Source organism: Pollutibacter soli (assembly GCA_029269725.1).
Lineage (GTDB): Bacteria > Bacteroidota > Bacteroidia > Chitinophagales > Chitinophagaceae > Pollutibacter > Pollutibacter soli.
Genome location: JARJHS010000004.1, coordinates 243,456 through 267,081, shown reverse-complemented (window position 1 = coordinate 267,081; position 23,626 = coordinate 243,456). Strand labels below are relative to the sequence as shown.

19 protein-coding genes are annotated in these 23,626 nt (G+C 42.0%); 8 read left to right on the top strand and 11 right to left on the bottom strand.

The genetic code is table 11. The features are described from left to right. Positions 1-359 precede the first annotated feature (359 nt). From atpA to P2W82_RS12095, 7 genes are all read right to left on the bottom strand, one after another. Complete coding sequence (gene atpA / locus P2W82_RS12125; protein ID WP_336516154.1) at positions 360-1,934, bottom strand: F0F1 ATP synthase subunit alpha; 1,575 nt, start codon at positions 1,932-1,934, stop codon at positions 360-362. A 39-nt stretch (positions 1,935-1,973) separates the two neighbouring features. Beyond that, the gene (atpH, locus tag P2W82_RS12120; protein WP_336516153.1) at positions 1,974-2,537 is read right to left on the bottom strand and encodes an ATP synthase F1 subunit delta; all 564 of its coding nucleotides are present in this window, start codon (positions 2,535-2,537) and stop codon (positions 1,974-1,976) included. Positions 2,538-2,563: 26 nt separating this feature from the next. Next, on the bottom strand, positions 2,564-3,067 hold the full coding sequence (gene atpF, locus P2W82_RS12115) for a F0F1 ATP synthase subunit B (RefSeq protein WP_336516152.1): 504 nt from the start codon (positions 3,065-3,067) through the stop codon (positions 2,564-2,566). Between the two features lie 142 nt (positions 3,068-3,209). Further along, a complete protein-coding gene (gene atpE / locus P2W82_RS12110; protein WP_336516151.1) occupies positions 3,210-3,458 on the bottom strand; it encodes an ATP synthase F0 subunit C in 249 nt (82 codons plus the stop codon). 32 nt (positions 3,459-3,490) lie between these two features. After that, positions 3,491-4,606, bottom strand: coding sequence for a F0F1 ATP synthase subunit A (atpB, locus tag P2W82_RS12105; protein WP_336516150.1), 1,116 nt, complete (start codon positions 4,604-4,606; stop codon positions 3,491-3,493). 71 nt (positions 4,607-4,677) lie between these two features. Next, the gene (locus tag P2W82_RS12100) at positions 4,678-6,492 is read right to left on the bottom strand and encodes an ABC transporter ATP-binding protein (protein ID WP_336516149.1); all 1,815 of its coding nucleotides are present in this window, start codon (positions 6,490-6,492) and stop codon (positions 4,678-4,680) included. A 120-nt stretch (positions 6,493-6,612) separates the two neighbouring features. Continuing rightward, positions 6,613-8,853 (bottom strand): hypothetical protein, encoded by a 2,241-nt coding sequence (locus tag P2W82_RS12095; protein ID WP_336516148.1) that lies wholly within the window; start codon positions 8,851-8,853, stop codon positions 6,613-6,615. Positions 8,854-9,061: 208 nt separating this feature from the next. Here P2W82_RS12095 and P2W82_RS12090 point away from each other — a divergent pair, with 208 nt between their 5' ends. After that, positions 9,062-9,742: a response regulator transcription factor gene (locus tag P2W82_RS12090; RefSeq protein WP_336516147.1), complete on the top strand. Its 681-nt coding sequence runs from the start codon at positions 9,062-9,064 to the stop codon at positions 9,740-9,742. A gap of 80 nt (positions 9,743-9,822) precedes the next feature. Next, positions 9,823-10,893, top strand: coding sequence for a sensor histidine kinase (locus P2W82_RS12085; RefSeq protein ID WP_336516146.1), 1,071 nt, complete (start codon positions 9,823-9,825; stop codon positions 10,891-10,893). Between the two features lie 6 nt (positions 10,894-10,899). Here P2W82_RS12085 and P2W82_RS12080 read toward each other — a convergent pair whose 3' ends face one another. The 4 genes from P2W82_RS12080 to P2W82_RS12065 form a co-directional block, all read right to left on the bottom strand. After that, positions 10,900-12,102 carry a hypothetical protein gene (locus P2W82_RS12080; protein WP_336516145.1) on the bottom strand — a complete coding sequence of 401 codons (1,203 nt, stop codon included), beginning with the start codon at positions 12,100-12,102 and terminating at the stop codon, positions 10,900-10,902. A 269-nt stretch (positions 12,103-12,371) separates the two neighbouring features. Next, positions 12,372-13,736, bottom strand: coding sequence for a hypothetical protein (locus tag P2W82_RS12075; RefSeq protein WP_336516144.1), 1,365 nt, complete (start codon positions 13,734-13,736; stop codon positions 12,372-12,374). A 102-nt stretch (positions 13,737-13,838) separates the two neighbouring features. Further along, positions 13,839-16,649, bottom strand: a complete 2,811-nt coding sequence (locus P2W82_RS12070) for a TonB-dependent receptor (protein WP_336516143.1) — start codon at positions 16,647-16,649, stop codon at positions 13,839-13,841. Between the two features lie 101 nt (positions 16,650-16,750). Further along, positions 16,751-17,950, bottom strand: coding sequence for a porin (locus tag P2W82_RS12065; RefSeq protein ID WP_336516142.1), 1,200 nt, complete (start codon positions 17,948-17,950; stop codon positions 16,751-16,753). A gap of 285 nt (positions 17,951-18,235) precedes the next feature. On the opposite strand from P2W82_RS12065, the gene P2W82_RS12060 reads away from it, so the two are divergent. The 6 genes from P2W82_RS12060 to P2W82_RS12035 all read left to right on the top strand — a co-directional run bounded on the left by P2W82_RS12060 (position 18,236) and on the right by P2W82_RS12035 (position 23,622). Then, positions 18,236-18,883, top strand: coding sequence for a DUF47 domain-containing protein (locus P2W82_RS12060; RefSeq protein ID WP_336516141.1), 648 nt, complete (start codon positions 18,236-18,238; stop codon positions 18,881-18,883). 88 nt (positions 18,884-18,971) lie between these two features. Continuing rightward, a complete protein-coding gene (locus P2W82_RS12055; protein ID WP_336516140.1) occupies positions 18,972-20,096 on the top strand; it encodes an inorganic phosphate transporter in 1,125 nt (374 codons plus the stop codon). Further along, a complete protein-coding gene (locus P2W82_RS12050; protein ID WP_336516139.1) occupies positions 20,096-20,515 on the top strand; it encodes a hypothetical protein in 420 nt (139 codons plus the stop codon). Before P2W82_RS12055 ends, P2W82_RS12050 begins: the two co-directional genes overlap by 1 nt. A 105-nt stretch (positions 20,516-20,620) precedes the next feature. Next, a complete protein-coding gene (gene rfbA, locus P2W82_RS12045) occupies positions 20,621-21,490 on the top strand; it encodes a glucose-1-phosphate thymidylyltransferase RfbA (RefSeq protein ID WP_336516138.1) in 870 nt (289 codons plus the stop codon). A 32-nt stretch (positions 21,491-21,522) separates the two neighbouring features. Beyond that, positions 21,523-22,578, top strand: a complete 1,056-nt coding sequence (gene galE, locus P2W82_RS12040) for a UDP-glucose 4-epimerase GalE (protein WP_336516137.1) — start codon at positions 21,523-21,525, stop codon at positions 22,576-22,578. Positions 22,579-22,662: 84 nt separating this feature from the next. Continuing rightward, positions 22,663-23,622 (top strand): transketolase family protein, encoded by a 960-nt coding sequence (locus P2W82_RS12035; RefSeq protein ID WP_336516136.1) that lies wholly within the window; start codon positions 22,663-22,665, stop codon positions 23,620-23,622. Positions 23,623-23,626: the final 4 nt, after the last annotated feature.

Sequence of the window (23,626 nt, the reverse complement as noted above, 5' to 3'; positions counted from 1 at the left end):
GCCAATTAATTTATCATTCAGTAAATTTTCTTCTGTTATCGAAGAAATGAATCGTTTCATCGGTCGGTCATTTTTCCGCTACCAGATTTTTACATATGCATATAAATGCGACATTAAAGCTGATTGATGAATAGAAATGCAATGAATGACTCGCTGAAAATCAAGTGGAAAAATTTCGAAACTGTTTCCGGGGCAGCAGATAATGTATGAATTCTGAATTTTCCCCTGGCTGGAAAAGAAAATAAAAAAAATTAAGAAATCGCAAATATTCATACCCTCACGTAAATGCACTAAGTAGATTTACATAAATAAGAAAGCCGGTGAGTTAGTCACCGGCTGTACAACTTATTTTAATATGCTTAATACTGAGCCATCAGGTCTTTCGCAATCTCAGTCATCTTTTTCAAACCTTCCTCAGGCAGATTTCCTTTTTTGAATTCCGCGAGAATTTCCGGATGCTTGTTTTCGAGCTCGAGAAGGAAGTTTTCTTCAAACTCTTTCACTTTGCTCACCGGAACTCTACCCAGCAGTCCCTGCGTACCGAGGTAAATTATAGCAACCTGTTTTTCAACAGCAACAGGCTGGTACTGGCCTTGTTTCAGTATTTCTACGTTTCTAGCACCTTTGTCAAGCACAGATTTTGTAGCAGCATCAAGGTCACCACCAAATTTTGAGAACGCTTCCAGCTCGCGATAAAGTGCCTGGTCAAGTTTTAATGTACCAGCAACTTTCTTCATTGATTTGATCTGCGCATTACCACCTACACGACTAACCGAAATACCTACGTTGATCGCAGGACGGATACCTGAGAGGAAAAGGTTAGACTCAAGGAATATCTGACCATCAGTAATGGAGATTACGTTGGTAGGGATATAAGCTGATACGTCACCAGCCTGTGTTTCGATGATCGGAAGAGCTGTAAGAGATCCGCCACCTTTTACAAGGTGTTTGATTGATTCGGGAAGATCATTCATCTTCTTCGCAACTTCATCTTTGTTGATTACTTTGGCAGCACGCTCAAGAAGACGGCTATGGAGATAGAATACATCACCCGGATAAGCCTCACGTCCCGGAGGGCGACGAAGCAACAATGACACTTCGCGATAAGCAACAGCCTGTTTTGAAAGGTCATCATAAATGATCAATGCAGGACGGCCGGTATCACGGAAATATTCACCGATCGCAGCACCAGAGAATGGAGCGTAGAACTGCAGAGGAGCCGGATCAGAAGCAGAGGCAGCTACGATTGTTGTGTAATCCATCGCGCCATTATCCTGCAACACTTTCATTACACCTGCAATTGTAGATGCTTTCTGACCAACTGCTACATATATGCAATACACCGGTTTTCCGGCTTTGAAGAATTCCTTCTGGTTAATGATGGTATCAACAGCAATAGCTGTTTTACCAGTCTGACGGTCACCGATGATCAACTCACGCTGACCTCTTCCGATAGGGATCATTGCATCAATCGCTTTGATACCAGTCTGTAGTGGTTCTTTAACCGGTTCACGGAAAATTACACCAGGTGCTTTTCTTTCGAGTGGCATTTCATACAACTCACCTTTGATGGGTCCTTTACCATCGATAGGTTGACCGAGTGTATTGATTACGCGACCAACAAGGCCTTCACCAACTTTGATTGATGCGATCTGACCGGTACGACGAACAATAGAACCTTCTTTGATTCCTCCGCTTTCACCCATCAATACCACACCCACATTATCTTCTTCCAGGTTGAGAGCAATTGCTTTTACACCATTTTCAAACTCAACAAGCTCACCTGATTTTACATTTCTTAAACCATAAATGCGGGCAATACCATCACCCACCTGCAATACCGAACCCACCTCTTCCAAATCTGCTGAAGCGTTGAAATTCGTCAGCTGCTGGCGGAGTATCGCTGATATTTCATCCGGTTTAATGTCGATCATAAATATGACAATTTAATTTTTCCTTAGATAGATATGCTGTTAGCGAATATTATGAATATACATGTTCTCAACAAACTGCTTTTTGATAGCCCGCAAGTCTGTACGTATGCTTGCATCGAAAAGCTCATCCCCAATCTGGAGCACGAATCCACCAACGATAGACGGATCCACCTTCTCAGTCATCATTACAGATTTTCCTTTGAAGCGATCAAGTTTCTCCACTCCGGCCCTGATTTCTTCTCTCAATTCCGGGGAAACCGGGTCGGCCGTAGTTAACCGGACAACTTCTATGCCCTTATGAGCCCGGTATTGTCTTTCGAATGAAACATGGATTTCATCGAGCGCAAGTGATCTTCCTTTGGAAAATATAAGGCTGAAAAATGATAACGTCAGGTTACTAAGTTTCCCTTCGAATACGGCCTTGAAAATCGAAAGCTTTTTCTCCGGACGAATCACCGGGGACTGCAGAATTCTTTTCAGCTCTGCACTGTCCAGGGCGCGGATATATTCCATATCCTTTTTTACTGCTTCGAGCTGTTGATTTTCAACCGCCAGTGTAAACAGTGCGTTTGAATATCGGTTGGCAACTTTAAATTGACGCATGTATTCTGATTAACCTTTCTTCCGAATTATTTTTTGTCCAGCAAAGGAAGCTCGTTTGCCAACTGGCGGATATATGCTTCCTGATCACCCTTGTTCTGCAATGCCTTGCGGATCACTTTTTCAGAAATATCGATAACCATATTTCCGATTTCATTTTTCACATCCGTCAATGCTGCCATTTTCTGGTTTTCAATTGCAGCATAACTATCAGCAACGATTTTGCTGGCCTCAATTTTAGCCTGCTCTCTCGCTTCGTTTACGATTTTATCACGTGTTTCTTTTGCTTCTTTCAGCATCTGTGCTCTTTCATCACGTGCCTTTGCCATTAAAGCTTCGTTTTCGCTTTTCATCTGGCTCATCTCCTCTTTTACTCTTTCGGCAGTGGAAAGTGAATCAGCAATGGTTTTTTCTCTTTCATTCAGCGAAGAAAGAATCGGTCCCCAGGCAAATTTTTTCAATACAAAAAATACGATGAGGAAGGCCAGCAGGGTCCAGATAATAAGACCGAACGAGGGCGTTAACAAGTCCATAGTAAAGCTTTTATAATACTGAGTTCAACTGTTTTCTAAAGCAATTCTCAACCGCAGGTTCTAACGTTAAACGTTAAACGTTGAACGTTAAACGTAACTGCATCCTCGGCCCTGTGCTCCGGATGCAGTTAAAAGTTTCTGCTTAAACGAACATCGCCAGGATACCGGCAATTACCGCAAACAGCGCAACACCTTCTACGAAGGCTGCAGTCAAGATCATGTTCGCGCGAATGTCATTTTTAGCTTCCGGCTGACGGGCGATAGCTTCTACCGCACCTTTACCGATCTGGCCGATACCGATGCCAGCTCCGATGGCAGCTAAACCTGCACCGATAGCACCACCAGCATTAGCCCAGGCAGTCGCACTCAACAAAACGTCCATTAAAGGCATACTTGTTTGTTTGTAATGGTTATTAAAAAAGATTAATGATGTGCCTCCTCTCCGTGCTCATGCTCACCTTCAAAAGCCTGCCCGATGAAAACAGCAGTAAGGTTCGTGAAGATGAATGCCTGGATAAAAGCAACCATCACTTCAATGAGGTATATAAATACAGCGAAACCGATAGATACCGGTGAGAAACCCCAGCCGATAGCTTTACTCAGACCGCCGAAAATAAATATCAGGGAAACCAAACAGATGATGATGATGTGTCCAGCCATCATGTTTGCAAAAAGACGCACCATCAGGGCGAAAGGTTTTGTGATCACACCAAGCAATTCCACGATCAGCATCAGGATCTTTACTGGAACCGGCACACCCGGGAACCAGAAGATATGGGCCCAGAAGTGGGAATTTGTACTGGCAAGAATTACAATGAACGAGATAACAGCGAGTACAAAAGTGAATGCGATATTACCTGTTACGTTTGCCGACCCGGGTATCAACCCGAATATATTGTTGATGAGAATAAAGAAGAATACGGTCAGCAGGTAAGGTAGGTATTTCTGGTACTTATGCCCCAGGTTGGGAATGGCAACTTCATCTCTTACAAAAGTGATCACGGGTTCGACAGCATTCTGCAATCCACTTGGAGCTTTCTTTGCACCATTCTTTTTATACTTATTTGCCATCCCAACCAGTATCCAAACGAGAAGTATCAGTGCAATGATCATCTGAACCACATTACGGGTCAGAGATAAATCATATACTTTTTCCGATGCGTCAACAGGTACAATTTTATTTTTTTCCAGTCTGTAACCATCATGTGCATGCTCACCATGATGGAATTTGGATGAGGAAAACATGGAAAAACCACGCTTATCAGAATAGACTATTACAGGAAGAGGAATGGAAACATGGTGCTCATGGCCATCAGAACCGGTATAAGACAAAAAGTGAAACTGGTGAGCATCCAGGATATGACTGAAAATCACTTCGCTGGCATCAAAACCTTCCTTTTTTTCAGACTTTACATGTTCCTCTTTTTCATGGGTTTCTTTCTCATGCGACTGAGCAAAAGTTTCATTAGAAAAAAAGATGATACATCCGCTAAAAACCGCTACCAGTAAAGATTTGAGGTGACCAGACGACATAGCCATTCCAAAATTTGCCGCAAAGATACGGGAGGGCACTCAATTATCACTATGAGATCGGGAAAAACTCAGAAAATTCAGTGCCGGGTTTGCAGTTTTGAAACCCTTTTTTCGAACTGCATTTTGTGGAGATTGGCGTAGAATCCACCGAGGGCAAGCAATTCCTCGTGCGTGCCGGATTCTTTGATTTCGCCTTTATCCAGCACCATTATTTTATCTGCTTTCCGGATCGTGGAAAGTCGGTGCGCTATGATTATTGAAGTCCTCCCTGCTATAAGCGCATCAATGGCATGCTGAATCAATTGCTCAGATTCAGCGTCGACGGATGAGGTGGCCTCATCAAGAATAAGTACAGAAGGGTTATATAGCAGCGCGCGGATAAACGAAAGTAGCTGGCGTTGACCCAATGAGAGAGTACTTCCGCGTTCCATCACATTATAATCATAATTTCCGGGCAACTGCATGATAAACTCATGGACTCCAATCAGTTTAGCTGCATTCTCTGCCTGCTCCCTGGTAATCTCAGGATTTCTCAGAGTAATATTATCCAGTACTGAACCTGAAAAAAGGAACACATCCTGCAACACTACTCCGATTTTCTTACGTAGGCTTTCCAGCTTATAGTCCTCGATTTCAACATTATCCAGTAATATTTTCCCTTCGGACAGCGGGTAAAGTCTGTTTAACAAACCGATGATTGAACTTTTTCCGCTACCGGTATGGCCAACGATTGCCAATGTTTCGCCTGGCTCAACTGTAAAACTCACATTCTTTAAAACAGGTACGCCTTCGTTATAAGAGAAGCTGACATTGCGGTACTCGATAGCCCCCTTTACGCTATCAGGGGTAAAATCTCCTTCCCTGGTAATAAAATCATCGTTATCCAGCACTTTGAAAACCCGTTCACTGGCCACCATACCCATCTGCAGCACATTAAATTTATCTGCGATCACCCGGAGTGGCCTGAAAAGCAGGTTCAGCATCAAAATAAAAGAAACGATATGCCCGGTGATTCTTGCCGCTTCCTGCGAGTCCAGGTGATAAGCCTGCTGCGCTGCAAACCAAACCAACAAACCCATTGAGAATGCCAACACTATTTCGACGATAGGGAAAAAAACAGAGTATGCGAAAATGGCTTTAATATTGGCGTCACGATGATCCTTGTTGATGGTGCGAAAACGTTCCGCTTCACGACCCTCCACATGAAATGCCTGGATGACCTGCATCCCGGTAATATGTTCCTGTACAAAAGCATTAAGCGCAGCAACAGCGTTTCGTACACGGATGAACGATTTGTTTACACTTTCCTTAAAATAAAATGTCGCAACAATCAGGAAAGGAAAAGGTATCAAACAAATTAAAGTCAGTTGCCAGTTGGTAAAAAACATGGCAATGAGGATGGCAATGATAGATAACAGGTCAGCTACAATCGGGATAAGTCCTTCCGAGAAGATATCATTAATAGATTCAATATCATTAATCGTTCTGGTGGTTAATGTACCGATCGGTGTTTTATCAAACTGGCGTAGGTTCAGGTGCAGGATTTTATTATAGACCTGGATGCGTAAATCCTTTACAACTGTTTGGCCGAGCCACGCCGTAAGAAAAGTAAAAGAAAAACGAAGAAGGGTTTCGATGATCAGGATCCCTATCTGTACAACCGTGATATATATAAGCAGATTTTTGATAAAATCAAAAGTTCCGGTATCCCTCTGGATAACATCAGTGATCGTATAGTTAATCAGGAGTGGCCTCACAGGGGCAAGTGCAGCAAGTACAATAGATAGTACTACTGAAATTACAAAGCGGTTTCTATACGGCCTTGCATAGCCGAATACCCTGCGCAGTAAAGTGAAGTCAACTATTTTTTTACGTCCTGTCTTTTCCGACATGATCCATGCTGCCGAACTTTTCCTGAAACCAATGATGACCTGGATTGAAACAGATCATTGTTCCGCAGTCTGCAAAAATACAGTTGTCTGATCAAAAGGGATGTTAATGGACCCGCTTTATTATGGAAGGTTATTACTAACTGTGTGCGCTGAATCTGCTGTTACGGCTTCCTGTTCTTCCATTTGCCTTGTATAGGCTTTTATAAATAAAGCTCCCAGATTTTTGTGAGGAGGTATATAGTTCTCAAATCTTTCTTTTGCTTCACCTGATGTGAACTGATTTGATAATCCTTTCCACATGCTTACCCAATCAATATTTTTCCCTTTGCGAAGGTCATCATTGATTGATTTAAGAATTGGTTCATTCACGGTTCGCGTTCCGACTTCTTTCGATGAAATGATATGCGCATCCGGAGAAATACGCAATACATCATCAAGATTATGATATCCTCCGCATGAACCAAGTATTACAATTTTTGCTGATGACGGCAATTGCTTGATGGTATAGGTAACATGATAACTATGACCTCGATGAATTACGATTGATGGCTTCAGATTTTTTGCATCAAGATAAGCGAGAAGATTTTCCTGTGCTTTCGCATCCGGATCATCTCCTTTTGAGTTATCAAGCGGAAGATTTGCGAAGATCCAAATGGGTTTGCCGGAAGCAGATTTAATTTCTACCCACTCTTTTGTTTTATTGATTTTCCACTCCGGCTTTCCATTAAACAAACTCATGAAATTTCCATAAGAGTCAATGCCATCTTTATCTCCATAGAAAAATACGAGCTGAATAACTTTACCGGATGAATCAGCCAGATTTTTATAATCCACCTTATACACCGGTGGAATTCCGAGTCTGGTAGAAATATCAATCGAACTGTCCTTAGAGGAAGCAAAAATGGTTTGAAGAATATCGTAAATCACATAGCTGCGTCGCTGACCTTTTCTCTTACTATCAGCATATGCCTTTGTGATCTCACGATCGATCAGGTTTTTTACTGATGCTGTGTTTATGCTACCATAAGAATCAGCGACATCAACGGCTTCTTCCAAACCATCAGTCTTATCCAATCCACGCGCAAATGCAATCATCAACCGTTGCGCACTGCTGTCAGGCATCGTACTGAGAAAGTGATCCAGCTTATTATAGCCTGCAGCCATTTTGATAAATTTTTTGAACTTATCAAACTGAACTCTCAGCATCAATGAATCTCCGGCCTGCTTTGGCATTCTTTCCATCATGCGATTGTAAACGCCTTTGTAGCTGGAGGTATAAATGATTTCTTCACCTAAAACGATAAGATAGTATAGCTGTTCAGGAGTAAAATTTTCTACTATTTTAAAGCGTACTGCGTCAGGATCATCATGAAGCGCATTGATCTTATTGATAAAGACTTCCTGAGCTTTTCGCCTGAGCATCCTAGTTAGTTCATTGTGAACCAGCGGTGTATCACTCTTTCTTATTCTTTCAGCATAGCTGATCTGTGTCTGAACTAATAACCTGTAGTACTGCAAACTGTCATTCATCACAGCTGAAACAGATTCTACAGTCTGACTGCCACGCATGACTTCGTCCAGAAACGGATAATATAACCGACCGCTGCGACTGGTTGCCATCGCGGTGATGGCACGTACAAGAGGATCATTGTTCTGAGCAATCAGCCGACCAACGCGCGTTCTTGTTGCAGCCGCATAGTCGTAAAACTGATCGGGAAACCGCCTGGCAGAAGCAGTGATCAGGCTATCGGCAAATGGAACATCCGCAAACTGTTCAAGTCTTGGTAAAGCTTCTTCCGGATGAAGAACAATATACTTTCTGAACAGTATCACTTTGGCATCTTTGAATCCTGCATTATCAAAAAATACGCTGCCTGGTGTGTTGATTAAAAGATTGCCACAGTCATAGGGATATTTATCAATGATGGAAGCAATGGATTCCCCGCTTCTGTCTGCAAGCATGAGTTCATTGTATTCACTAAAAAGAACAATTCCTTTCTCAGGTGAAAACCATTTTTTACTGAACCCATTATAATACCCTTTGAGCATGTGTGAAAGCCCCATCAAATACTTAACTTTCAGTCGATGGTCAAACTTGCTGCTTCTTTCAATGGTGTCCTGGACAACATCCAACTCCTTGCTATAGGTATCCCGGAGCATCGTATTTACTTCAGGATTTGATGCAGTATAAAATAGCTTCTCAGCGATGTTGCTACGTTTAAGTATCTGATCCTGAAGCTTGTCGATATCCTCATGCATTTTCACCCGCCGGATGTCAATCTTGTACTTGACAGTATCCTGGCCTGCGAGGGCGACATTTAAGAAAAGTATACTTATCAGGATCAGGAATATCGGTTTCATATTTTAGTCTCAGCGATACGACAGTTGTCAAATTTACGCCATATACATAAATGCTATTTTTTTTCATTATTGTGTATGAAGCAATAAAAATCTTTTATTTAGATGGCTGGAAACGAGATTTTTGTCGGTGCTGCGATTAACAATTTCATAATCCGGCGGATTTGGGGAGCGGATTGGCTGCGGTTACTTTTGTGTAAAATTTGTGTTAATGGAGGCGAAAGGAAAAAAGATCTTAATTGCTGATGATGAACCAGATATACTGGAAATCATCGGGTACAACCTGCAACTGGAAGGCTACGAGGTTCAAACTGCGAAAGATGGCACGGAAGCATTGATGAAAGCAAAACTGGTAAAGCCAGACCTTATCATACTCGATGTAATGATGCCAAACAAGAACGGAATGGAGGTTTGCAGGATCCTGAGGACCCAACCATCGTTTTACGATACCCTGATCATGTTCCTTACCGCTTTGAATGATGATCTTTCACATGTAAAGGGCCTCGAATACGGAGCTGACGACTATATCACCAAGCCGGTCAGCCCAAAAGTGCTGGTTACTAAAGTCAATTCACTTTTCCGTCGTTTCAGCAAATCCGGCGAATCACAGGCTATTGAAATCGGTGATCTGAAAATTGATCCGGAGCAATTCATCGTGATTTACCAGGGAAAATCCATCAACCTCGCAAAAAAGGAATTTGAACTTCTTTACCTCCTGGCATCAAGGCCCGGGAGAGTATTTCTAAGGAATGAAATTCTGAGCCAGATCTGGGGTGCTGATGTAATCGTCGGGGACAGGACGATCGATGTGCACATCAGGAAAATCCGCCAGAAGCTGGGTGTGGACTGTATTACCACTGTCAAAGGGGTAGGCTACAAATTTGAGCTTTAACCACTCTCCATTCCTCTGTCAATAAGGTAATTAACATAGCCGGATTCCCTTCTGTTTCCGGTAAGTATTAAATTGTGTCAATGTTAGATACTAAAAACCTGACACCGAACCAGATTGCTGTTGTAAATGCAATTACCATAGCACTGGCCGGGGCCCTGGCGAATTTTCTTTTTATACGAACCTGGTGGGTCCCCGTAGTGACATTTGTTGTAATGTTCCTCATCGCTTATTCTTTAACGGCGTATGTAATTCAAAGGTTTATTTACAGGAAGATTAAGCTCATTTATAAATTCATTTATCAGACCAAGGCGACCCGAAGAGAAGAATTTTATTATAAGAATATACTGCCACAGAAAAGTCTTGAAGAAGTAAGCGAAGACGTAGAAAAATGGGCGGAACAAAGAAAACAGGAAATTGAAGTTCTTCGCAGGAATGAAGCCTACCGGAAAGAGTTTCTTCAAAACTTATCTCATGAATTCAAGACGCCTGTGTTTGCAATTCAGGGATATGTCGATACACTGCTGGAAGGTGCAATGGATAAGGCTGAAGTGAACAGAAAATTCCTGCAGAATGCATCGAAAAATGTAGACCGATTAGTGAACCTGATTGATGATCTTGATGAAATCTCCAAACTGGAAAGTGGTGAGCAACAATTGCATTTTTCAAGCTTTGTAATACAGGATGTTATACGTGAAGTATTTGAATCGCTTGCCATCAAGGCGCAGGAGAAGAACGTAAAATTCACTATCAAAAAAGGTTGCGAATCTCCTATTATTGTTTATGCGGATAAGGAAAAAATCCGCCAGGTACTGATCAATTTCGTTGATAATGGTATCAAATACGGCAATATCAATGGAATGGTTGAGGCAAGTTTTTACAATATTGACGGAAATAATATTTTGATTGAAATCAGCGATAACGGGATGGGCATTGCAGAAGAACATCTCATGCGCATTTTTGAAAGATTTTATCGTACGGATTACGGAAGAAGCAGAAATGTGGGTGGTACTGGTCTTGGCCTGGCCATCTGCAAACACATTATCGAGGCTCATGGGCACAGTATTCACGTGCGGAGTAAGCCTGATGTCGGCTCTACATTTGGCTTTACATTAAATAGCAAAGAAGAAAAAGCAATCAATGCTTCGGATTAACCCGCGTTAACGTGTTACAGGTTGATAAGCGTAGACTATTTCAAATGGTTGCTTTTGAAGACCGGGAATCCATTGCCCGATCGCAAGATCCTCTTTCTGAGGTGTAGGCTCACAAACTGAATATCTGCTTCCGTTATAAGTGATGGTTCGTCCAACCGGTTTTTCTAATTGAACAGCTATAGTGATATGCTGCGGATAGCTCAGGACAATCATTGGCAAATGATATACCTCTTTTACGAGATAGAAGAATAACGCAACCCTGTCTTCACAATCACTTTTATCGTACAGTAAAGTCTGTTCAGGTGTCAGCCGCTTCTCTGATCCAAAATTCTTTGTGTCTGTTTCAAACAAAAACGCATAACGTGTAAAACGCATCAGGTAATCAACACCATTTTTATGATTCATTCCCTGCACTTGTTTTTTTAGTGCAGGAATTAATGATTGATACGTTTCATTGCTGAGCGGAATATTAAAATAGTTTGAATAGTCAACAACGGGATAATTCGCAAAGATGTTTCGCACCTGTGGGTTGAGTTTTACTTTAAAGTGATTATCATCCTGGTAATAAGTGAAACTGATTTCTTTCTCAACGTAATCTGTCGCGGGAAACGATGGAAGCTTTGTGATTTTATAAGAGAATCCATGAACTGAGGGCGCTGCCAGTAAATTTATTCCAGTAAATGTTTCTGTACCAGGAATTGAATTTGGATAGTCGTGAAAATTCAGACAGACGTACTGTTTTCCGTTTTCAATACGAAAAGGAATATTATAAATGTTCTCATCGCACTGAACATAAAACATTAATTTTTCATTTTTCAGAAACAGTTTTACATCGTACCCTGATTTCAACATCAGGAAATATTTAAAAGCTGTATACCTGTGATAATTCTCCGATTTGGGACTCAGGGAAGCCGCAGTTTTCCTTACCAGCTGATAAAATAACCAGTCGTCAGGTTCCTGTTCTTTCTTATAATTCATTAAAGCATTTATACATGCTTCAAAACCAGGTTGTGATAGTTTCTTAAGAAATGCTTCAAGTTCAGATTGAGTTGCAGGATTGGAAAGCGGCTCTTTAAAGCTGTTGGAAGCGGAAAACTTTACAGGTGAGCCATAGAAATCAAATGATATATCCTGACCAGAATCTCTTGCTGTCAATGAGAACGACAGCAGAAAAAACAGACAATTCAGTATGATTGGATTCTTTTTCACCAGGCACCAGCTAAGTTAACAAAACTTAACAATAAGGTAATATTAAGTTTTTGGCGATGTCGCCCTATGCCTTTTAGACGTTACGATACTGAACAACAACCGAAATAGTTTTAAAAGAATTGCTTGAATAGCATAAAAACGCGAGTCCCCGGGGAAAATCTTAAAATGGTAAGATTGTATTTCGGAGACTCGCGTTAATAAGCGAACCGCCCCAGGAATGGGGCGGTTCATGAGATACTACTCTTTACTTAAGGAACTATGAACGATCGTTATTGTCCGTTTGCGAAAAAGCGTGTCCATCCATTGAGCCAGTTGGTAGAACCAATTGCTCCTTTATAAGTACCGGAAGTGAAAAAAGCATCGGCGAAATCACCAGTGTATGCAGCACCCGTCAGCGCTGGCGAACCGGCATCGGGAGTGAGATCCGGCGCAGTAAGATTGAACGGCGCCTTCAGTTTGATGTCTGCGGCGCTTGGATAAACAATAGAGCCGGCAGCTTCGGCAAGGGTCTGCATGCCTGCAATGCTCAGAATTTCCGGTTTGATGGTAGGCGTTCCGGAAGATGAAGGGATCCAGTAAGGATTCGCAACAGCATGTACAATATTGTTTGAAAATACAGAAAGACCGCTTGCGAACGCCTGGCCGGTTGAATCACTTTCCTGTGACAGACCCGCATCCATATAACCCATCATGATGGTATTACCAACGGCAAATCTTGATGCTCTTCTGAAACGTGCATTGAAGTTGTGGTTTGCTGCTGTACCAGGTGCATTGTTTGGACCAACAAATGTAAAGTTGGAGAGAACCGGACGTGTATAAGGCAATGCAGCAGTACCCGAACCATCGTTGTCACTTTCAATACCGTTACCAGCATCTCCGGGATCAACAAAAGCCGGATCACGCAATGCAACAGCGTATTGAATTTTTCCAGTGAATCCGAAATCAAAATCGTAATCATCATCAGCAGTATATGCTGCTACCAGGTGTTTTGCATTTACTTTTCCACCGAAGAATTCATAGGCATCATCATTTGCGTATGCAGTCTGAATATATTCAAGTGTGGTACCTGAACCTACAGCGCCTAGTGTAAGCGCATTGATCTCACTGTTCGCAAATGCAGCAATACCTGCATACTCAATGCGAACATATTTCATTACGCCTGAGTTGTCAGCATCATCAGTTCCGCCATAGGGTCTGTCCAGTCCACCTTCAATTACAGGTGTGGAGCTACGATTTGTTCTTGCTCTACCCAACAGGACGATTCCACCCCAATCTCCGGGTGCTCTTGAACCTACGGCTTTCCCGGAAGTAAAAACGATTGGTTTTTCAGCAGTTCCTTCAGCCATGATCTTTCCACCTCTTTCAATACAAAGTGCACCTTTATCTGTTACATCACTCATTACTGTTGTGCCTGGCTCGATAGTTAGTGTAACACCGTTAGTCACATACACATATCCTTTCAATATCCATTTCTTATCAGCAGTTAATGTTTTATTCGTAGTCAAAGAACCAGTCACAACAGTATCAGTTGGTGATGGCGGAGGAGGATCGGGAATCGGATTATCAGTCTTGGTACATGCTGACAACATCGAGACCGAAAATGCCAGATAAGTCAGGGATTTCAAATGTTTCATGATAATTATTATTAAACTTTTATGCGTAACTCCGGAGCTGGAAATGAATGCGAAACTATCCAGCGAATGTTATCGATTTATTATGCCAGTATTAACTGATGTTTAGAAATTTGCCGATAGCGTTAATGAAATGTTCGTTCCGTACCTGTAAGTATTCCACACGCGATCTTCAGAAGACTTGTATCCGCGTTTGGTTATGTCCATACTGTTCTGATAATAGATTGCTCTTTGATTCAAAAGATCACTTACACTGAATTTGATTTCCGCTTTGTCTTTAAAGAGCTTTTTTGCAAGCTGCAGATCGACAACAGTTCTTCCATTCTCATACACATCTGCATATCCATCAAATCCAACAAAAGCTATTCGGTTACCAATCCTGTTTACTAACCCGGAAAAGGTCATTCCGATCTTATCAGCATTGTATTGTATTCCACCATTTATAATGTATGGAGACTGACCCTGCATCGGTCTGTCTTTGTCAAAAACACTCACGTCCAATCCTTTAAAATCAACTTTGGAAAAAATGTAAGCGAAGTTTCCAAACACCGTAAAGTTTTCAAGAAATGAACTGTTCAGGAAATTCAGCTTCTTACGAAACTCAAATTCCGCACCGTAGTTAAATGCAGAATTAGGATTTGCATATGTAAGGGTTAAACTGGAAGGTGTTGATCCACCAGCTACAACTGATTCGATCGGTTTGTTGAAATATTTCGCAAAAACAGAAACCGAAAAAATTTCACCGGCTGATGGATAGGTTTCAAATCTCAAATCAATGTTTGTATTCTGGCTTCTTTCCAGGTCACCATTACCTTTGATAATTGCATTTCTTGAGAAGTCGTAGAATTGCATGTTAGCAACTTCCCTGAAATCAGGACGTGAAACTGACTGAAATCCGGAAAATCTCAGGTTGGTTTTGGAGGTAAGATTATAAGTAAGATTAAATGACGGAAGAACGTCTATATAGTTTCTGTTGATCGCAATATTCGGATTGGAAAAATCCGCTGTGTTGACAGTGTAATTAAAATTCTCAACCCTAACGCCCCAGACTAAACGAAGTTTTTGGCTAAGACGGTTGTCCATCATGGCATAACCTGCTGCTGTTGTAGACTGTGCAGAATAAAAGTCTGAGTTATTTGTTATCTCATCCAATGCAAAGCCTTCCGGGTTTATGTTAACCTGTGAAAAAATGGTTTCTGGCTTTTGCTGCAGGTAATAATCTCCGTAAAACTCACTTGCTTTTGCTTCTTTGTATCTGAATGCGCGGGCGGAATATTCTCTTGTCTTGTACAGGAAAAATGCGCCGGTTTTGAATGAATTTTTTTCTCCGTTTTTCCATTTGAATGGAATGGTGTAATTCACATTTCCGCCGTAGGCAAAATCATTAAGATTGGAAAAGAACCTGAAGGATTCTCTCATGATAACCTGGAATGGAATCGATTTATCATTGATATCATTGATTCCTTTGGAATAGGGAAGAATTCTATAGTCAGGTTGTTCACCGCCTGTGTATGCGAAATTGAGATTCCAGGTGATCATTGACCGTTTTGCATTCAGTACATGTTCCCCTTCCAACTGAGAGGTAAACAGTGTTCTGATGTTTGTTTCATTAGAAGAACCCTTTTTATAAACCTGTGCATTTGCATCCTCACCTTCACGAACCAGGTTCGTTACGTCCATCATCCTGTTCCATAAATTCTTGAGAGATATTTTTGTTTTTCCTTTTTTATAGGCGAAGTTGGCCATAGCACCCAACGTCGTTGTAAATCTATAGGTGGTATCCTGGAAATCGAACGCAAGAGGTGATCCGTAGACCTGTTCCTGGTATTCTATTCTTTCACCACTGTAAATATTCTGGCTATTGCGATAGGTTGCCGCTAAGATTGTTCCTAACTGACCGCCTCTTTTTAAATCTGATTTATGTGCCCATGTGATCTGGTAATTCTGACCCGGAAGAGCGTTGGCATGATAACGATCGCCAAAAATGTTATTCAGTCGTTTAGATTGACTGATTGTTGCATCCAGATCCAGTCCGCGAATGAGAGGGAGATTTGATGGTAATCTTCTTGCACCACTTTCAAAACCGAGATAATCGTAGTCACCGAGATAGCCAATCCGGAAATTTTTGCCAGTGGCTGCCGTATTAAAACTTGCACCAGCAGCAACACTTACACTATTTTTATTGGGAACATCCTGCGTATTGATCTGTACAACACCACCAGCAAAATCGCCAGGTAAATCCGGAGAAGCAGTTTTAAAAATCTGGATATTGTCGATCAGATTGGATGGAATAATATCAAATGCAAAAACTTTTCTGTCAGCTTCTGTACTTGGGAGAATCGCGTTGTTAAGTGTAGCTACATTGTAACGATCTGCAAGACCGCGAACGATTACATATTTATTTTCCTGGATGGTAGCGCCGCTCACACGTTTCAGAACTTCACCCGTGTTACGGTCTGGTGATCTGCGGATGGACTCTGCAGAAATACCATCTGAAATATTCGGGAGATTTTTCTGTTTAACGAGCAGTGCATTCACCGTCTCCATTCTGCGAGGTGTAGCCTTAATAGTTACTTCACTCAGATCTTTTGCTTTTTCATTCAAAGTGATCTCGAGTGTTACTACCTCATTAGCTTTTACTTCAACTTCTGATACCGCCTTTGCCTGGTAGCCAAGTGAGCTGAATTCAAGTGTATAAACTCCGGGAGTTACATTATTCATTGTGAAGCGACCTTCCACATCGGATACAACCGATTTCTGTAATCCTTGTATCGAAGCTGTTGCTCCGGTGATATTTTCACCATTTCTTGCAGAGATGATCCGGCCTGTAATTTTGCCGGATTGGCTGAATCCCGGAAGTGTCAGGAACACAGCGAGGGTAACGAAAATTCCTTTTAAAGTAGTAGTAGTATTCACGACAGAAATATTTGCCGCAAAACTACCAGCGCCCGTTTACGGGAGCGTTAAGCTAAGGTTACCTGAATATTACCACTGTATGTCCTTAATGTTAACTGGCATCAGAAATTCAATTGAGCCTGGAGTCTTAACAGGTTGCCTTTCTGAAGGTTGGAGGGATTCCTCGCATCTTCAAATCGCCTGTTGGACATCGTATACATGGCGACGAATTCGATATACTTATTCATTTGCCATTCAACTCCGAGCTCAAATTCTTTTACATCATAACTCCTTGCATCAAGCTCATGTTTCTTACCACCTTTATACACCTGGTATCTTCCAAATGGTATCAGGATCTGATTTCCAGGTTTCCACATGTAGCTCAGGAGAACATAACCTCCACTTAGTTTTTTCTGTTCAATTGCATTTTTTACCGGTATATATTGAGGCCCTGTACCAATGTTGTATTCAGCCTGTATCCCGAAAGGCTGAGGGTAAAGTATGAAGGTGGCACCAATTCTTTGGTCATCGTAGCCTTTGGATACATTTAATGTTTTTACCCCGAGAGTGGTATCAGTAATCACAAATTTTCCTGCGAATGCCTGGATACTGGTTTCGATGATTTGTTTATTAGCTAGCTCGAAAGGCCATGTAACCCTGGCCACTACGTGCGGCTGATTATTAAGTTCAGGACGATTTGCGTTCTGACCATTATAAACGCCAATTCCTACAACTCCATAATCTCCTGATCCTTTCAAACCGGAACTTACCAAGCGCGAAAACAATTCCCTTTTTTCTGCAGGGGCCCAATAGAAAAATGCACCAATGTCTCTTTCGTTCGCGAGGGGACTGTTTAACGCATCGTTTCGATCCAGTGGAATTCTGTTCTGACTGCTTTGCAGATTTTCAAACCCGTATGGCACTTTACTCTGCCCGAGTCTTACCCTGAATTCTTTCTTTTTATCAAATGAAATATCAAAATAAGCATCCCTGATCTGACCAAAATTTAAACCGGTGACTGAAGGAGCTGAAGCGAAATCAGGTTGCAGATAGAAATAAACCCGATCTCCAAGATTACCAAAGATGATCAGTCGGATCCTGCGGAAATAAAATCCACCGGTACCACCCCAGCTTCTGTCGCATTGCTCACATTTCAGATCCGGATTTGTTTCCAGCAACCGGTTATACCGAAGCTGCATATACCCGCGAATACCAATGGTTTCATACCATTTGGCGGTGGTGCTTTTGCGTGCAGTATCCTGACCGGAAACCTGCTGTGTTATCATAAAACATACACCCATAACAATAAATAACCACTTCATGCCTTGCACTGCTGTTATTTTTAGACTACCTGATTATTAACAGCGCGCAAAAATAATTGCGCAGTGCAGCGAGTATCAGTTTTGAATGTTATGAAATCATTACCAATATGAATTTTAGATTACTTTAGCGTTAAGAATTTTTAGAATTGATGTTGGTTATCAATGAATTGCATTGTTAACAACCTTGAACTAAATGATTAAAACCAGCTGTGTTAAGAAATTATTATCAGTTTAATGAGGCTCGTTTCGGGGATATAATCTTCTAATTTTGCACAAATTTTTCGCATGGGTGCCAATTCATTTTTGAAAATTTTTCTTCCAAAGGACCGCGTATTTTACGGACTTTTCGAAGATGTCAGTGACAGGGTGCTTGAGATGGCCAAAATACTCATGGCCGTTGTTGAAGAGCAGGATTTCAATAAAAGGGCGGCCCTGATCACCCAGATTGAGCATCTGGAACATGAGAATGATGAACTGACCCACCGAATCTTCACTGAACTCGGAAGAAACTTTATCACTCCATTTGATCGCGAGGATATTCACTACCTCGCCAGTTCGCTGGATGATATTGCAGATTATATCTATGCTTCAGCAAAAAAGATCAACTTCTATCATGTTAACCCGGTGGATTATGGGCTGCATAAATTCAGCGACCTGATTTACCAAAGCTGTGAGCAGGTACGCAATGCAGTTAGAGAGCTGCGGAACATGAAAAATCTTCGCTTGATTACTGAATCTCTTGTCAAAATAAACAGTATCGAAAACCAGGCTGATGATATCTTCGATCTTAGCATCGAAAGATTGTTTGCAGAGGAAGAAGATGCAAAAGAGGTAATTAAAATGAGAGAAATTTACCAGGCGATGGAAATTGCAACTGATAAATGTGAAGATGCCGGAAATGTGATCGAATCTATTATTGTTAAATACGCCTGATCAGTTCCGGATTTCATCGATATAACATGCTTTCTTTGTTCAAGTCCTGTTTTGTGGCCGAAATCAGTTCATCCAAAACCATTGCTGAATGACTCTGTTAATAGTAATCATAGGCCTCGCATTGGTTTTCGATTATATCAACGGATTTCACGACGCGGCAAACTCAATTGCCACAATCGTTTCCACGAAAGTGCTTACACCCTTCCAGGCGGTACTCTGGGCTGCATTTTTCAACTCGGTCGCGTACTTCATTTTCAGTGATCACAATGTGGCAAACACGATTGCGAAAACTGTTCACAAAGAAGTGATCACCTTGCCGGTTATTCTTGCGGGTCTGATTTCGGCCATCATCTGGAACCTGGTCACCTGGTGGTATGGAATTCCTTCTTCTTCCTCTCACACATTGATTGGCGGTTTTGCGGGAGCAGCTATTGCCCATGCGGGTTTTGGCAGCATTGAAATCGGAAAGATTACGCAGATCGTTTTATTTATATTCCTGGCACCGTTGATAGGGATGGTCATTTCAGCCTACATCACAATCGTAACTATAATGCGAAATCTATGGCTGAAACTATTGATAATTGCCATAACCGTATTTCTTACCGTCACCCTGGTCAAATTTAATCCTGTAATTAAATGGGGAATTGTCGGGATGTCTGTTCTGTTTTGCATTCTTTATATTTTCAATGATCTGAAAAAGCCGCCAAGTGCTTATCGGACGGGCAATATGTATAAGCGCCTGCAGCTGGTGTCTTCTGCAGCGTTCAGTATCGGGCACGGTGGAAACGATGCACAGAAAGTGATGGGTATTATTGCCGCAGCGCTCATGGCCAATGGCAACATTACAGATTTCAGCCAGATGCCCGCATGGGTGCCGATAGCCTGTTATACCGCTATCGGTTTGGGAACCATGAGCGGTGGCTGGAAGATCGTAAAGACCATGGGAACCCGAATTACCAAGGTAACTCCGCTGGAAGGGGTAGGTGCTGAGACTGCCGGTGCTATCACCCTGTTCTTAACAGAAAAATTGGGTATCCCTGTAAGTACTACACATACGATCACTGGTGCCATTATTGGTGTTGGAGCCACTAAACGTCTGAGTGCCGTAAGATGGGGAGTAACCGTAAACCTCTTGTGGGCCTGGATTCTCACCATTCCTGTTAGCGCGGTAATGGCGATGATCATTTTTAGTATCATCAAACTTTTTGTGTGATGATTAGCCGTTTGATTTTTTCAGTTTTAATCTTTCTTATAGTTTTCACAAGTTCCTGTGGCTCAGGCACTGACAAAAAAATTATCGAAAACACTTCGGATAGTTCACAATCAGAAAGCCCCGCAATCGAATCATCAGCAAAAAAAGTACTCGATCTCGAAACGGCAGAAACTATTGTTGCCAATTACTACGCAGACCTCAACAGGGCGGCTGGTTATACCCGATATAAAGGCCTGGGTCTGAAGATCCTAGATATCAAGGCAGAACAGGATAGCTCGGTTTATCTGGTTTATTCCGAAAACACAGGACGAATCAGCATCCGGAATACGGACGATACAACTTCGGCGTCTTTTTCGGAAAAACTCACCCTGAAAGCCAGTTTTCTTAACAATAACTGGGAGGCGGAGCCACTTCCCTAGCCTTTGCCACATAATCAGCGCCATGGTCATGCATTAATCACTGGCATTCAAGAATAAAAATCATCATCTTTGCGTTCTTTCGGAAACCCGAAATCACGAATTTGCATGAAAGGAATTATTCTTGCCGGTGGATCCGGAACCAGACTGTACCCGATAACCTATGCTATAAGTAAACAGATTATGCCGGTTTATGATAAACCCATGATCTATTACCCTTTATCAACGCTGATGCTTGCGGGCATCCAGGACATTCTCATTATTTCCACGCCACATGATCTGCCACATTTCATTCGTCTCTTTGGCGATGGCAATCATTTGGGCCTCAATATCAGTTATGCGGAACAAGCCAAACCCAATGGTCTCGCACAGGCTTTTGTGATTGGCGAATCATTTATCGGGACGGACAATGTAGCGCTTGTACTTGGAGATAACCTTTTTTATGGTGGAGGATTGGGACTCATGCTGGAACGAAATACCACACCCGACGGAGGAATTGTTTATGCTTACCAGGTAAGTGATCCTGAACGGTATGGTGTGGTTGAATTTGATGATGAAATGAATGCCATTTCCATCGAAGAGAAACCAGCAGTTCCAAAAAGCAGGTACGCTGTGCCGGGACTTTATTTTTATGATAATGAAGTAGTAGCGATAGCGAAAAACCTCGAGCCTTCTCCACGCGGTGAATATGAGATCACCGATATCAACAGAGAATACCTCCGCCGGGGGAAATTGAAAGTATCCATACTCGAAAGAGGGACTGCCTGGCTGGATACCGGAACTTTCGATTCACTTATGCAGGCATCCCAATTTATACAGGTCATAGAACAAAGACAGGGATTCAAAATTGCATGTATCGAGGAGATTGCATGGCGACAGGGTTTTATCGATACAAATCAATTGATCAAACTCGCCGAGCCTATGAGAAAGAGCGGATATGGTGAATATCTGTTGAACTTAGTATCTTCAGAATCTTAAAAGACGAACAGACCGGACAGTAAAAAATCGATATGAAAAAAATTCTGGTAACAGGAGGTTGCGGTTATATTGGCTCCCATACATTACTCGATTTGATTGACAACGGATATGAAGTAATATCAGTTGACAATAACTCCCGCTCCTCAACACGATTACTGGAAGGGGTCGAAAAGATTACAGGAAAAAAAATCAAAAATTACAAAGTTGATCTCTGTGATTTTGATGATACCCATGCCATCTTTGCTGAAAATGATGACATTGCGGGTATCATTCATTTTGCAGCGTACAAAGCAGTTGGAGAATCGGTTGAAAAACCCCTGCTGTATTACCATAATAACCTGATCTCACTGATTAATCTGTTGAAATGCGTTGATGAATATCAGATTCCTTATTTCGTTTTCTCGTCATCATGCACGGTATATGGTAGTCCTGCGAACATTCCTGTTACGGAAGAAACACCAAAGCAACCGGCGGAATCTCCTTACGGTTATACCAAACAGGTAGGTGAAGACATGATCACTGAATTTGCTAAAACAAGCAAAACTCAATTTGTTTTATTGAGATACTTTAATCCTGCAGGTGCTCATCCTTCCGGACTGCTTGGAGAATATCCATTCGACAGGCCGCAAAACCTGACTCCGGTTATTACGCAAACCGCGATTGGAAAAATTCCGCAGCTTACTGTTTTCGGAAGCGACTATAACACCAGAGACGGTTCATGCCTCCGCGATTTCGTACACGTATGCGATCTTGCTCATGCACATACCCTCGCCTTGAACCAGCTGGTGGCAAAGAAAAATAAAACGAACGTTGAAGTGTTCAACCTGGGTACTGGCGAAGGGATCACCGTGCTCGAGGCAATAAAAGCTTTCGAAAGAGTTGCGGGTGTTTCCCTGAATTATACGATCGGCCCTCGCCGCCCGGGCGATATCATGGCCATTTATGCCAACAACGATAAAGCCATCCGCGAATTAGACTGGAAACCTCGGTACTCGCTGGACGACATTATGGCTACGGCCTGGCAATGGGAACAGAACCTCTACAGTGACGAAAAAATGTTCAGTAGCGGAAACTTCAAATTGAACTAGGCCTCTCTAATTATCAAAAATTCATCTTTTCATCCTGAATACTGATCATATTCACTTTACTTTGTGCCTTCAATTTGAAAAAGCATGGTACAGCAAATTCAGGTAACCGGTCAGAAAGATACTCGCAGCGGTTTTGGTGATGGAATTTTTGAGCTGGGTAAATCAAACCCAAATGTTGTTGCATTAACAGCAGACCTCGCCGGATCTTTAAAATTGAATGCTTTTATAAAGTCCTTTCCTGATCGTTTTATTCAGTGTGGTATTGCTGAAGCAAATATGATGGGAATTGCAGCCGGGCTGACTATCGGAGGAAAAATTCCTTTTACTACTACGTTTGCAAATTTTTCAACCGGACGTGTTTACGATCAGATTCGTCAGTCAATTGCCTATTCTGGCAAGAATGTAAAAATCTGTGCTTCGCACGCTGGCCTTACTCTCGGTGAAGATGGTGCTACGCACCAGATCCTGGAAGATATCGGTATGATGAAGATGTTGCCCGGAATGACAGTGATCGTACCCTGCGACTATAACCAGACCAAAGCTGCAACTCTTGCAGTCGCAGAACATCAGGGACCCGTTTACCTCCGTTTCGGACGCCCTGTCTGGCCAATTTTTACCAATCCTGACGAGAAGTTTGTTATTGGAAAAGCGCAATATTTCAATGAAGGAACAGATGTTTCCATTTTTGCCTGTGGCCATATGGTCTGGACAGCGATCGAGGCTACCCGGGAACTGGAGAAAGAAGGAATAAAAGTCGACCTCCTGAATATCCATACCATCAAGCCCCTCGATACTCCAGCTGTTCTTCAATCTTTGCAGAAAACCGGATGTGCAGTAACAGTTGAGGAACACAATGTTATCGGCGGTCTCGGCGATAGTATAGCTCATGCCGCTTCAAAAAACCTTCCTGTACCCATTGAAATGATAGGTACCAATGATACTTTCGGTGAATCCGGAAAACCAACTGACCTGTTGATAAAATATGGTCTTGATAAAGAACATATTATCGCTGCGGTGAAGAAAGTGCTGAAACGGAAAAAGTAGCAAT